Origin of the sequence: Paraburkholderia fungorum (assembly GCF_046027215.1) — a bacterium.
GTDB lineage: Bacteria > Pseudomonadota > Gammaproteobacteria > Burkholderiales > Burkholderiaceae > Paraburkholderia > Paraburkholderia fungorum_D.
In genome coordinates, this window is the sequence record NZ_JAQQEN010000003.1 from 1 (window position 1) to 13,283 (window position 13,283).

Here is a 13,283-nt window from a genome sequence, read left to right on the forward strand (position 1 = left end):
CTACTCCTGACAGCATGATGGTGGTTACGGCTGGCCAGCCCGAGCCGGGCCACGGCGCTGGTGTCCCAATGCAAGTCTCGTCCAGTGGCTCGACGGATCTGCACGCCTTGGTGATATTTGTGCTCGACGCCACCAAACCGTTTTCATCTCCCGCAAATTTCCCGTGAGCAACGGTTTACCCGCCTCAGCGCGTGAACATCCCCATGTGGGCTTCGCTTCCCTTCGCCGATGCCGGTCATTTCGAACGTCGAACGTCCGCTTTCGGCCTTTGAATTCGAGACCTCGTAATTTCGCTTCGGGTCGATAGCGCCTATTTCGATTTCTCCGAAACCAGGCGTTCAGAAACAGTCAAATGGCGGGAAGCTCGAATGGCCGGGGTGGCCGAAGAGCACCGCTGTCGTCCGCCAGCGGGACACGCTAACTGGCAATCTGCGTCGTCGCAAGTTGTGCGATTTGCTGCTTTAAGCAGGGTTGGGTGTTTGCGCGTCCGTTTCACCGTGTGGCATTCAAATCAAGAGAACCTAAACCGCGGGCGTCAAGGCTCCGCCGGACTTTCGTCAATTGAGCCCGCTACAATGAATGCTAGCCAAAAGACGAATGCGACCAGCCATGCATCTTCCCTCAATCCCCCGAATGCAGAAACGAACAGTCCGTCCAGTCTGGATCGCTGTGTGCATCGCACTCCTTCTGTCGCCGCCAGCCCTCCTTGCCCAGGACGAAAAGCCGGGTATTGTCTTTTCCACGATCCAGCCCGAAACACCACTGCCCGCGAGCTGGAAGAATCTGCCGGTCGTGCACGGCAAGCCCATGACGCAATACACGCTTGTTCACGACGGCCACATCACCGTCCTGCAGGCGGACGCGAACCGCTCTGCTTCTGCGCTGATGCACGAGGGTAATATCGACCTCGTCCGCACACCCGTCGTGGCATGGCGCTGGAAAGCAGAGATGCCGATCGAGGGGGCCGACAACCGCGTCGGATCGAAGGAAGACGCGCCAGCGCGACTAGTGTTCTCCTTTGACGGCGACAAAAGCAAGCTGTCGCTATTCGACCGGGCCAAGATGGGCCTGGCTAAGCGCATGGGGGGCGAAGAGTTGCCCTATGCCACGCTGATGTATATCTGGTCGACCACCGCCGCGCCAGGCACCGACATTGCCAATCCTCACACGGACCGCGTACAGATGATTGTGGTCTCAGGTCTGCCCGGCGATGCGGATCAGTGGCAAAGCCTGCGCCGCAATATCGTGCAAGACTACGAGCGGGTCTTTCGCGAACCGCCAGGACGAATCACCGGCTACGGGCTGCTCACCGATACCGACAACACCGGTACCACGACACGCGCTTGGTACGGTGACATCCAGTTCCTGCCCGGGCCTTGATAACCCAATGCCACCCGCTTCTGCCAAAAGCGCATGTCGCGGCTGTCGAGGGGGGTTCAGCCGAACTTATCAGGCGGCAGTCGGCCATGAACAGCTGTTCACATGCGTCGTCGCTCGGACGTTCAAGCGTCGGCTCCACTCCGTAACCGGCCATCCAATCGTAAAGGACGAACGCTCGGTCTTCGGCCATTGCCGACGTTCAGGCGATGAAGTCGGTGAGGCAGCTCCAGGTTGCTTCTCTGCCGTTCGCACATCGTTGGTGATGAGTATCTAGCCTCACTATCGGCGAATGCTTGCTACGACCCTAATGGGACATTCGGACTTCTCCGAAACGGACGCACCCGCCGACATTGGACTACGTTTCTTTTTGATTGAGCAGCCTTAGAACTACGCCTCTTACCTCGAAAGGTGTCCGGCGCTTACGGTCCGTCCATTGTCAGCCGAATCGCATAGCGATTGTTTAAACGTATTGTGCGTCTACATGGAGGCGCCTTCGTACACTGAAATAGTCGAAGGACGGCCGTCCTGGATCGCTGAAGATGTCGGCGATTTCTTCTACGGCAGGCCAACAAATCAGTATTCGGATACTACGTCGGGGCCGACATGGTTGGCTGTGCCGACGTGAATCGTTCATGTCTGGCGGAAGATAGCGTCTGGATCGGCTTGTTGCTATTTTGGCGATGCCGCTGGAATTGCGGGAGGCAACCAGATCGCCCATGCCGTGAATGTCACGTTCCAGACCGGCAAATATCCGCGGCACTAAGGGGCGGCAGCGCGCGAGGCCGTCGAGTTGCTACGATTTGAGATGTGCCGCGTCGTAGCGGTGATGAGCGGCAATTTCGATTATTGGGGTCTGCCGGATGGGGATCGGCCTACGACCGCGCCGGGCGCTGTGGAGCGGGTTGATGCTGTGGCGACTGGCGCCATGGCCAATCGAAAAAGACCGCAGAGGCCTAGGCCGGCGCGTTTTGCCGATACCGAGTAGGTCTTGCACCGTGCAACACACCCGGCGCCCCTGAACCCACCAGACGTGGGCCAGGAGCGCGTTCCTCAGACCGTTACGCCGCCAGTTTGCGAGAGCGAGCGGGGTCCCGCTGATCAGCATAGCACCGGGCCTCGACCACTCGGGCAAGATCTTGCTTGAGTAGGTAGACAGAGACCATCAGCAAAACGAGATCCTTCAAAAGGAAGCCCGAAACTATTGTCATCGCTGGAAACCCTCCGGCGGCAGCATCCCACGCGCCAGGAGCAAATGGCATGATCGTGAAGGTAGCGAGGAAGGTCAAGGTAGAACCGAAAGCGCCCAGTGCTCCCAATTTCTTATTCCAGAATCCCAGGAGCAGTAACGAGCCATACGTCCATTCTGACGCTCCCAAGAAAATGCTTGTGCCTTTAACGCCCAACAACGGAAGCACCCAAAAGATAAGCGGCCCGTGCTTGATTAAAGGAATTAGGTCTATGATTTCGGTCTGAAACCATTTGTCGTACCCGAACCAAGCGAAGATAATCACCATCGAGGCGCGGAGCAGGTGGTAGTCGAAGTCTCGCTTCAGAAGACCTGAACGACCCAGTATATCGACGAAGTAATTCATGATTTCCTCCGTGTCGGAGCTGTGAGCACTTCGGCTCCGGTGGCGACCTCAAGTGCGGGAATTTCGATGTGCAACATCTAGTAATCCTTTCATTAGTTGGCTTTCGCTAGTAAGTTCATTTTATGAGCCCGAATTGATACTTATGATTCTCAACTGGCTCGATAACATGCCTGGAATTATCAAACGACAGGTGCAATGCTCGACCAAATCGATTGGTTAAGGCGCCTCCTTGACCGCTCAGCCGGATCGCAGACACGACCTGCGCGGCACCACGAAGCGCTGGAAAGCACAGCTATCAATGCCGACCAATACAACCTGCTTTGCGCGATATCGCGCCTTGATGTTCCCACCCAGAGCGATCTGTCGGCGCTTGGCCATACGCTGAAGCCACTTATTCGCGATGGCTTCGTTGAAAGCCGAAAGGACGATGAAGATGCCCGCAAGCGCCGCATTGCCCTGACTGAAGCGGGCGAGACAAAGCTCCACGACGCTGAAGCGCTCTGGAAGCTGGCACAACGTCGTTTCGCTTCGCTGCTGGGTCGGACTGTCAGCAAAGAACTCCGGGAATTGCTTGATCAGATCGCTTCTCCCGATTTTGCAGAGCAGCTTTCGTCCTGAACCGTACCGTCGCATCCGCGCCGTGAATCAGACGTGTGCGCATCGCGGCATCGCCGCTGCCTGCGCACCTCGCCCTCACCTTTCGAGTCCTTCCGTTCGCTTCAAACGCTTTTTAAGTTTTTCATCATGAAGTGATGGCTTACGCTCGATTATCCGATCACACCGTGACGATGTTCGTGGTGACCTCGATGTTGCCGCGCACAGACTTCGAGTACGGGCAGATCTGATGAGCCGCGTGCGCGATTTTCTCGACGACGTCCTTAGCCAGACCCGGCACGCGAACGGTGAACTCGGCGCCGAGCAACCACGCGGTACCGGTCTGCCCAATGTTGACCTTGATGTCCACGGAATAGTCGGGCGGCAGCGTGACCTTCTTCATCGAGGCCGCAATCCCGAACACGGTGGTGTAACAGGCTGACCACGCGCCCGCAAACAACTGCTCGGCTGTCGGGTGCGGCTCGGTGGCGATGAACTCCAGGCTTTCAACGCCGGGCGCTGTCAGCTTGAGGTCGAACACACCAAACTCGCCGCGCTGGAGATTGGGGTCACGATTGACCGTGGCGTGGGTGTTGCCTGAGGCGAGGACTTTTTCGATCTTTTCCATGATGGATTCCTTCGTAAATAAGGGTGTTAAATGCATTTAAAGCGCGTGAGATTCAATCGTATGCGTCATATGGTGGGCGAAGATGCCCTCACACCGTGACTACGTTCAGGCCGACCTCGATGTTGCCGTGCACGGCCTTCGAGTACGGGCAGAGCTGATGGGCCAGGTGCGCGAGTGCCTCGACGACTTCCGTTGCCAGACCCGGCGCGCGGATGGTGAACTGGGCGCCAAGGGAATGCCCGGCGCCGACCGACCCAATGCTGACCTGGATGTCCACGGAATAGTCGGACGGCAGCGTGACCTTCTTCATCGAGGCCGCAATCTCGAACGCGCTGATGTAACAGGCCGACCACGCGCCCGAGAACAACTGCTCGGCTCTCGGGTGCAGTCCGGTGCCGATGAACTCGCGGTTTTCACTGCCCGACGCCGACAGCTTGAGGTCGAGGGCACCGTACTCACCGCGCGGGACGTTGGGGTCGCGATTAACCGTGGCGTGGCTGTTGCCTGAGTGGAGGAGTTGTTCGATCTTGCTCATTTGAGATTCCTTCGATGTGTGGGTAGGAGCCCAGACTTTAATTCGCGGCGTGACGTTCGCCGAGTCCTGAATGGCTCAAGGGCGTGCTCAAAAGGATCAATCTGTGACGGGTGGCGTCATTTCGTGACGCTTTGCCAAAGGGGCAACAGGTGCTGTTTTGCAGGAGCCGAAAATCCACTGGCACCTGATCCGAGGCGAACGGTAGGCGAGAGCCGCAGCGGAAAGCGGCAACTAACCAACGTAAGACAACCCGTGTTAGCAGCAATTTATAGCGTTTTATTAGCACGTTCTTCGGGTGCGACCTACCATTGCAAGGTGGTCAGGCAGACCCGGCATCCTTGCCGATGGAGGAGAACATGACCGAAGCCGACAACAGCGCCATCGCCGAAGCGTTGTTCGCCTAGCGGACCGGAGGTCGTCATGGCTTACGCTCCAATCCTCACCGAATCTCAACTCGAACGTGTGCGCGTCTTCACGAAGCCGCGACAGGTGGCGGCAGGCGTTGTCCTCTATAACCCCAATGACGACACCCCGCCGGTATACGTGGTGATCGAGGGCAAGATCAGGATTGTCTCGCTGGCTGGCGGCGTCGAAGATACGGTGACGACTTATGACCCGGGTCAGTTTTCGGGCGAATTGCTGATGATTGCAGGCAGGCGCTCCATCTACCGGTGTCAGGCCGTCGAAGCATCGCACCTGCTGGAGTTGAGCGCGGAAAACCTGCGAACCCTGATCAGCAAGGACGCGGAGTTGAGCGAAATCTTCATGAGGACGTTCCTGGCGCGGCGCCTTTCCATGGTTAGTCATGGACGTACCAATGTGCTCATGCTCGGCTCGCGCTATTCGGCGCAAACGCTTGCTCTACGAGAATTTCTGACGCGCGACGGACACCCGTTCGCTTATGTGGATCTCGACACCGACAGCAGTGCCCAGGAATTGCTCGACCGCTTCGGGGTATGCAGCGACGACGTCCCTATCGTCATTTGCAACGGGGACCAGATACTCAGAAACCCATCGACGCGGGAAGTGGCACAAACGTTGGGCTTCAACTCGAATATCGACGAGTTACAGGTGCGCGACATCGTCATTGTCGGCGCGGGTCCCGCAGGACTGGCCGCGGCAGTGTATGCGGCATCCGAAGGCCTCGATGTGCTGGTCATCGAACGCGCAGCGCCCGGCGGACAGGCCGGCTCCAGTTCACGCATCGAAAACTACCTCGGTTTTCCAACTGGCCTCTCTGGTCAGGAGCTTGCGAACAGCGCGATTGCGCAGTCGGAAAAGTTTGGCGCCAGGATCATGGTGGCGCGTACGGTCGAGGGCCTGAACTGCGATGAGCGGCCTTACCGGATTGCGCTCGACGACGGCCAACAGATAGCGGCCCGTTCGATCGTACTTGCGACGGGCGCCGCCTATAACCAGCCTGCGCTGCCCAACATCGACCGCTTTACTGGCCGTGGCATTTACTACAACGCCACGTTCATGGAAGGCCAACTGTGTAGCGGCGATCCGGTGATCGTTATCGGCGGCGGCAACTCCGCGGGACAGGCGGCCGTGTTTCTCGCCCAGAACACGAAGGGCGTGCGGATGCTGGTCAGGTCAGCGAGACTCGCGGCAACGATGTCGCGCTATTTGATCCGGCGCATCGAAGAAAATCCGCTCATTCAGGTTCATTTCAACAGTGAGCTCGTGAGCTTGAGCGGTGACGACCATCTTGAAGAGGTGGCGTGGTGCGACAAGACCACGGGCGAAGTGACGACGCAACCCGTGCGGCACGTCTTCGTCATGACGGGAGCCTCACCGAAGACCGAGTGGCTTGCCGGCTGCCTGTCACTCGATCCGCGCGGCTTCGTGTTGACAGGAAGTGATCTGGACGACGTCTTGCCACCCCAGCCATGGCCGCTTGCGAGGCGGCCCTACATGCTCGAAACCAGCCTGCCCGGCGTATTCGCGGTAGGCGATGCGCGGGCCGGAAATGTCAAACGGGTCGCATCTGCAGTCGGAGAGGGTTCGATCGTCGTCCACATGGTGCATCAGGTGCTTGCCGATATGTAGATTGGATGACGACCTTCCGTTTCGCCGGAGGCCGGGGATTTCAAACGCGTCGCCGCCACTTGATACTCACCTCATCCGTCTAAATGTCCAGCATCAACCGACTCGACCGGCGCATGCGGGTTGGCTACGGTCTGACGCGATGCGCGGTCCGGGAGATCGCGCGTGCGGGACATCGGACAGGGTTTGGCCATCACCGGCCCTCAGCACGCTCGCCCGCGCGGACACTCAAACGGCTGCTCCGCCCCTCGATAGCGGACGTTTGTCTTCCATAGTGGACCGACCGCGACGAATTGCGGCCCGTGCTTACCACGCATTGAACGAATCTGCTGCTGTTTCCGATTCCTGGGTGGCTGGATGATGGATGCATTCCAAACCAACAGGAGCAGTGTCATGGAATTCCTCCGACTCGTCCGCATCGTTCTTTCCAGCTTCTTCGGCGTGCGCAAGCGTGCGTCGCATGAGGCGGACTTCGCCAACGTGAACTTTGTCCTGCTGCCGTTCGTGGCCGTGTTCCTTGCAGTGGTCATCGGCGCAATCATATTCGGCTTTGTGCACCTGGTCGCGGACTCGACGAGCGCAATGCAGGGCTTCTGATTCGCGGTTCGCTGCATTGGCCGCGCAACCCGGCTGCTATTTGCGTGCATGGCTTAACAGCAACGGGCTCATCACGGTCGCGCAGAACTTGAATCAGATTGATGCGTGCACCGCCGGGTCCTCGAGAATCTCGGCAAGGGCTCGGATGGCTCCATCAATCTTGACGCTCCAGGGATGCCCAAAGTTGATCCGGACGCAATTCTGAAATGCGTGCCTGGCGGAAAAGATCGGACCAGGCGCGATGCTGATACCACGGCCGATCGCGAGCCGGTGCAGCGCCATCGCATCGACCGCGTCCGGCAATTGCAGCCATAGGAAGTAACCGCCCGAGGGCGTCACCCATCGGACCTCACGCGGCAGGTAACGCCGCAAAGCCGCCTCCATGGCTGCACGTTGTGTCTGCATCGCAGCACGCAGCTTGCGCAGATGCCGGTCGAACCCGCCATGCTCCAGGTAGTCCGCAATGCCCGCCTGCGCAGGGGTGCTGGCCGAGAGCGTCGTCATCAGTTTGAGCCGCTGCACGCGATCCGCGAAGCGTCCAGCGGACGCCCATCCGATACGATAACCCGGTGCAAGCGTCTTCGAAAACGAACTGCAGTGCATGACCAGTCCGTTGCCATCGAAAGCTTTCGCAGGTAGTGGCCGATCACGGCTGAAGTGCAGCTCCTGATAAACGTCGTCTTCGATCAGCGGTACGTCACGCGCTGCAAGCATGTCAACGAGCGACTTCTTCTTTTCGTCGGAAAGGGTGACGCCGGTCGGATTCTGGAAATTGGTCATGAACCAGCATGCGCGAATCGGATGCTTGTCGAGCGCAGCGGCGAGCGCGTCGAGGTCGAGGCCTGTGACCGGATGGACCGGAATCTCGACCGCGCGCAGATCGAGCCGCTCAATGGCCTGCAAGGCCGCGTAGAAGCCCGGCGACTCGACCGCGACGACGTCGCCCGGACGCGTGACGGCCATCAGACACAGATTCAGCGCCTCCAGCGCGCCGTTGGTAACGACGATCTCCTCGGGGGGGATCGACACGCCGGTGGCCACATAGCGCAGCGCGATCTGGTGGCGAAGATGGTCGTTGCCGGGCGGCAGATCCACGACCGTGCTCCATGGGCTGAGCGCGCGCGTGCCTTGGGTCAGCGATTTGAGCAGGCGAGCTGAAGGGAACAACAGTGGCGATGGGAACGCCGAGCCGAGCGGCACGATGTCTGGATGCTTCGCGGCATCGAGCACGGAAAACACCAGATCGCTGATGTCGACCTTCGTTGAATCGGCAAGCGGCATGTCGTGATGCGACGGCACCTGTTTGACCGCCGCACCGGGCGTCACGAAGTAGCCCGCGCGCTCTTCGGCGCGGATCAGCCCCCACTCTTCGAGCAGATAGTACGCGCGGAAAACCGTCGACTGACTGACACCGCGCTGCGCGATGATCTGCCGGAGCGACGGCAGCCGGGAGCCGATGGGAATCTGCCCCGACCGGATGCCATCAGCGATCGAGTTGGCGAGAGCCTCGTAGCGTTTCATGATGGGTCTTCTTCAAATGTTTATCCCATGTTAGGTCGCCGTCGCCGTCAACTCGTCCCCGACGTGACTCCTGTCCGGTTTCCGTCGTCCCGATCCCATGGCGGCGTCCCGCCGAACGCATCGACCAGGAAATCGATCATTACACGCACTCTGGCGCTCAGGTGTCGACGGCTCGGGTACATGGCGAGTATGTCGATCTCAGGCAGGCGATACTCAGGCAACACGTGAACGAGCGTCCCGGCACGTAGATCGTTGCCGATCAGGAATGTGGGTTGCCAGATCACCCCTTGCCCGGCGAGTGCTGCTGCGCGCGCCGTATCGCCGTTATTCGTATGCATGTGACAGTCGACCTTCACCATGTGAGTCTTGCCGCCATCGTCGATCAGTTGCCACTCATCGCCGGTGGCTGCATAGGTGTACCCGATGCAGCGGTGGCCGATCAGGTCCGCCGGCGCTGCCGGAACTCCGGCGCGAGCCAGATAGGCTGACGACGCGCACAGAATGTTTTGCGATGTCGCCAGCTTGCGGGCTGCGTGGCTAGTCGAGCCGGCGCGCGAGATGCGAATGGCGAGATCGTAGCCTTCATCGACAATATCGACGACGCGGTCAATCAGCCCAACGTCGAGTTCGATGCCAGGATATTTCCGCATGAACTCCGGCCATAGCGGCGCCAGATACAGAACGCCAAAGCTCACGGGCGCATTGATGCGCAGGCGTCCGCGTGGTTCGACCGACGCGGATGACACCAGCCCCTCTGTCTCAGCGACATCGTCGAGGATGGACTTGCAGCGGGCGTAAAGCGTCTCGCCGCCCTCGGTCAGAGACAGCGTGCGAGACGTGCGATTCAGCAGGCGCGTGCCGAGGTGCGCTTCCAGTTCATTCACATACCGGGTCACGTTGGCGGGCGACGTGTCAAGCGCATCCGCTGCACGCGCAAAGCCACCGCGACTCACCACCGTCACGAAAACCTCGAAGGCACGCAGGCGATCCATACAGCCCCCGATTATTCATAAAAACTGAATGATAGGACCATGTTTTAGGCCTTTCTGCCATCAGGACTGAAGCCTATATTGCTTTCACGGGCCAAGGCATAGGGCACTGGCCGATCAGATGCAGCCGGAGATAGAACATGCAACGCTTGACAGGAAAAGTCGCCATCGTGACGGGTGCCAGCGCAGGAATTGGCCGCGCTACTGCGAAGCTGTTCGCGAAGGAAGGCGCCAAGGTGGTCATTGCGGCGCGCCGCGCGGCGGAACTTGAAACGCTCGCTGCGGAGATCGTCAGCGAAGGCGGCGAAGCTGCGTATCTGGCAGGCGACGTGCAGTCGGAGGACTTCGCGAAGGCGCTGGTCGCACTCGCAGTGAGCCGCTTCGGCCGTCTGGACATCGCCTACAACAACGCCGGTACGCTGGGCGAGATGGGCCCGACCACCGGCATTTCCGAAGCTGGCTGGAACGCCGCGCTTGCGACCAACCTGACCAGTGCCTTCCTGGGAGCGAAGCACCAGATTCCCGAAATACTGAAGCAAGGTGGTGGATCGATCATCTTCACGTCGACGTTCGTCGGTTACTCGTTTGCGTTCCCCGGAACCGCGGCCTACGCGGCGAGCAAGGCCGGACTGATCGGCTTGACGCAGGCACTCGCCGCCGAGTACGGTGCGCAAGGCGTGCGCGTCAACGCGGTGTTGCCGGGCGCGGTGGACACGGAGATGTATCGGGACATGAACGACAGCAACGAATCGCAGACGTTCGTCACCGGGCTGCATGCGCTCAAGCGCGTCGCAAAGCCAGAAGAACTGGCGCGCTCGGTGCTGTATCTCGCGTCGGATGATTCATCCTTCGTGACCGGCACCGCCTCACTGGTCGACGGCGGCGCATCGATTACACGTACGTGAACCTCGTGGCGGCATCCGACGTTCAAGCCCCGATGCCGCGATTTCTACTTCATCCATTGAAAGGACCTCTCTCATGGACCTGAATCTGACAGGCAAACTCGCACTGGTGAGCGGCAGCACAGCTGGCATCGGTCTCGCTATCGCCAGCACGCTCGCACAGGAGGGCGCTCGTGTGATCGTGAATGGCCGCTCCCAGTCATCCGTGGATGACGTGGTCGCGCAGCTGAAAGCGGAGACAGGCAGCGACGTGCAGGGATTCGCGGGCGATCTAAGTACTGCGGCTTCAGCAGAAGAGCTCGCGCGACGCTACCCGGACGTGGAAATTCTGGTCAACAACCTGGGCATCTTCGAGCCAAAGCCGTTTGAAGAGATTCCCGACGCGGACTGGCAGCGGTTCTTCGACGTCAATGTCTTGAGCGGGGTACGCCTCGCCCGCCTGTTTTTGCCGGCGATGAGGCAGGCCAACTGGGGGCGCATCATTTTCATTTCGAGCGAAAGCGGGGTGCAGATTCCAGCTGAAATGATCCATTACGGGATGACCAAAACCGCGCAGCTGGCGGTCTCGCGCGGGCTCGCCGAAGCAGTCGCCGGCACCGGCATCACAGTCAATAGCGTGCTGCCGGGGCCGACGAAATCGCGGGGAGTGGGTGAATTCGTGGAGACCCTTGCAAAGGCCGACGGCAAATCGTTTGAAGCGTTCGAAAAGGAGTTCTTCGAGAAAGTCCGTCCCACATCGCTCATCAAGCGATTTGGTTCGCCGCAGGAAATCGCGTCGCTCGTAGCCTATATCGCCAGTCCGCTTTCGTCGGCCACGACCGGAGCTGCGTTGCGGGCCGACGGAGGCGTTATAAAGAGCGCCTTCTAGACCCACGCCAGCATTGGGCCGGGCTCTCTGCATGTTTTTTCGATCAGTATTCCGACGCAACGGGGCCGGCTGATGCGCTCCTTTTGTGAGCCACCTGACGATCAGCCATCGGCCGGGCTGATCTGCGTGCTCGCACTGACGGGGTTTTTTTGTTGCCTGTGGGTAGCCCTAAAATGTCGGGTAGCCGGCCGGACTCGAATGACGGGATTGACCCGTGTTGCGTGATTGAGCGAGTGCCCGCTGTACCTCGGAAGCTGCCCTTGATTTCGCGTTGAACCGAAGGGCCGAAGAGGGTCGCGTGCTACCGATCGCAGCCTGCCGAGGTTGAAGCGGTGTATGCCAATTGCATGAGACCGCACCCGGCCAGAAAACGCCGTTCGACGGCGCCACCGGATGGACCTTCAAAAGCCGCTCCGTACCGACAACGGACGGCATCCGTTGCTACCCGTTGTTTTGCCGGCGGGTCTTTGCAGGTCGAAATGTCGGCATACAGAAAATCGAAGCAGCTTAGCTACCGGCGAAAGTCGCCCACATTCCGTGGATGAATCCGACCGGAATCGACTTCTCGCGAGAAACGCGCTCGGTCTCTTGTCAGTCAAGGTTGCGCGGTAACGGCGCCGGTCTTTGCATCGATATAGCAGTCCACGCGCTGTGCGGCGGCCGAGGTGTCTACGACCTCGGCGCGCGGAGTATTGCTGCTGATGGGCTGCTTTCGCGCGTCTGCTGGCCTTGCGCCGCGGGGCCGCGGTCGAACCGGGTTAGCGGCGCCAGGCGCGCTGGCAGACGAAATGGCAGGCGGCGGGGCGCCGCGCGTTTCGAGGACGACATGCCATACCGCGCTGGATGATCCGCTGCCGCCGGTTCCCGGAATGAGATCGACCGACGCGATACGCTTAACCGTCTGCGTGTCTGCCGTCGCCTTTTTTGCGGCCTCGATTGCCATCGTCGCCGAGCTGACTGCGAAGTCTTCCGGTTTTCTGTGCACCACGTTGTCGTAGTTCCGTGCGGCGAACCCACCGAGGCATAGCATGCCTAGCCCGAATATGATGAACGTGCCCATTGTGGACAATTGCCGTATGCGGTTGTCGCCGGCCTTGAACGCCTTCGCGGGATTCGCGCCCGCCGAGTCGAGGGTGTTGATCAGCGTAGCGAGTACGAGGATTGCCGCTAGTATCGCAACGCCGAGCAGGACCCATGAGGCTTCCAACAGCCATTCCCAACGCAGCGTGCCGGCGGTAGGTCCAAAAACGTCTTTGATAAATCCGAAGGTCAATGCGAGCGTATCTTAATCCTTTATTTGCGACTTTGTAGCCAAGCTGAAAGGAGTAAAAGCCAACAAAGGAGACACACCATGGACCTGCTTTACATCGGCGCAATACTTACGTTCGGAGCGATCTCGTTAGCAATGTGATGGGCGTGGACAAGTTGCGCCGCACGTCACGGGATCGTGGAACACACTAGTTGTGGCGCTCGCCTGTGCTTCCGATCACGCCAATCTGGATCCGTTCATGTTGCATCCGGCACCTCCATTTCTTCAACGCGTTGCGCTGGCCGCTGAAATCCACTTCCCATAACCCACTCATCGGTTCGCGCAGCGCGTCAGGAGTTGGCCTGTTTCAGACGATTGC

The 13,283-nt window shown here is 59.6% G+C and carries 12 protein-coding genes; 6 read left to right on the forward strand and 6 right to left on the reverse strand.

The genetic code is table 11. The annotated features are described in order from the left end of the window. The first annotated feature begins 609 nt into the window (after positions 1–609). Positions 610–1,380 carry a DUF3047 domain-containing protein gene (locus tag PQR27_RS35800; protein ID WP_408528420.1) on the forward strand — a complete coding sequence of 257 codons (771 nt, stop codon included), beginning with the start codon at positions 610–612 and terminating at the stop codon, positions 1,378–1,380. A 1,058-nt stretch (positions 1,381–2,438) separates the two neighbouring features. On the opposite strand, the gene PQR27_RS35805 is transcribed toward PQR27_RS35800, so the two are convergent. Continuing rightward, positions 2,439–2,972, reverse strand: a complete 534-nt coding sequence (locus PQR27_RS35805; protein ID WP_408528421.1) for a YkgB family protein — start codon at positions 2,970–2,972, stop codon at positions 2,439–2,441. A 195-nt stretch (positions 2,973–3,167) separates the two neighbouring features. Between PQR27_RS35805 and PQR27_RS35810 the strand changes: the two genes are divergently transcribed. Then, positions 3,168–3,590 carry a MarR family winged helix-turn-helix transcriptional regulator gene (locus PQR27_RS35810; protein WP_408528422.1) on the forward strand — a complete coding sequence of 141 codons (423 nt, stop codon included), beginning with the start codon at positions 3,168–3,170 and terminating at the stop codon, positions 3,588–3,590. 157 nt (positions 3,591–3,747) lie between these two features. On the opposite strand, the gene PQR27_RS35815 is transcribed toward PQR27_RS35810, so the two are convergent. After that, positions 3,748–4,194: an Ohr family peroxiredoxin gene (locus PQR27_RS35815; RefSeq protein WP_408528423.1), complete on the reverse strand. Its 447-nt coding sequence runs from the start codon at positions 4,192–4,194 to the stop codon at positions 3,748–3,750. A gap of 88 nt (positions 4,195–4,282) precedes the next feature. Next, positions 4,283–4,729, reverse strand: coding sequence for an Ohr family peroxiredoxin (locus tag PQR27_RS35820; protein WP_408526457.1), 447 nt, complete (start codon positions 4,727–4,729; stop codon positions 4,283–4,285). 420 nt (positions 4,730–5,149) lie between these two features. Between PQR27_RS35820 and PQR27_RS35825 the strand changes: the two genes are divergently transcribed. Both PQR27_RS35825 and PQR27_RS35830 read left to right on the forward strand, forming a co-directional pair. Then, positions 5,150–6,781, forward strand: coding sequence for an FAD-dependent oxidoreductase (locus PQR27_RS35825; RefSeq protein ID WP_408528424.1), 1,632 nt, complete (start codon positions 5,150–5,152; stop codon positions 6,779–6,781). A gap of 390 nt (positions 6,782–7,171) precedes the next feature. After that, positions 7,172–7,375 carry a DUF2970 domain-containing protein gene (locus PQR27_RS35830; protein WP_408528425.1) on the forward strand — a complete coding sequence of 68 codons (204 nt, stop codon included), beginning with the start codon at positions 7,172–7,174 and terminating at the stop codon, positions 7,373–7,375. A 93-nt stretch (positions 7,376–7,468) separates the two neighbouring features. Here PQR27_RS35830 and PQR27_RS35835 read toward each other — a convergent pair whose 3' ends face one another. Together PQR27_RS35835 and PQR27_RS35840 are read right to left on the reverse strand one after the other, a co-directional pair. After that, entirely contained in the window at positions 7,469–8,896 is a 1,428-nt protein-coding gene (locus PQR27_RS35835; protein WP_408528426.1) for an aminotransferase-like domain-containing protein, read from the reverse strand. Positions 8,897–8,943: 47 nt separating this feature from the next. Continuing rightward, positions 8,944–9,888, reverse strand: coding sequence for a LysR family transcriptional regulator (locus PQR27_RS35840; protein WP_408528427.1), 945 nt, complete (start codon positions 9,886–9,888; stop codon positions 8,944–8,946). Between the two features lie 137 nt (positions 9,889–10,025). Here PQR27_RS35840 and PQR27_RS35845 point away from each other — a divergent pair, with 137 nt between their 5' ends. Together PQR27_RS35845 and PQR27_RS35850 are read left to right on the forward strand one after the other, a co-directional pair. Continuing rightward, positions 10,026–10,790, forward strand: coding sequence for an SDR family oxidoreductase (locus PQR27_RS35845; protein ID WP_408528428.1), 765 nt, complete (start codon positions 10,026–10,028; stop codon positions 10,788–10,790). 73 nt (positions 10,791–10,863) lie between these two features. Beyond that, positions 10,864–11,655 (forward strand): SDR family NAD(P)-dependent oxidoreductase, encoded by a 792-nt coding sequence (locus tag PQR27_RS35850; RefSeq protein WP_408528429.1) that lies wholly within the window; start codon positions 10,864–10,866, stop codon positions 11,653–11,655. Positions 11,656–12,250: 595 nt separating this feature from the next. On the opposite strand, the gene PQR27_RS35855 is transcribed toward PQR27_RS35850, so the two are convergent. Further along, complete coding sequence (locus tag PQR27_RS35855) at positions 12,251–12,862, reverse strand: hypothetical protein (protein ID WP_408528430.1); 612 nt, start codon at positions 12,860–12,862, stop codon at positions 12,251–12,253. Between the last annotated feature and the right edge of the window lie 421 nt (positions 12,863–13,283).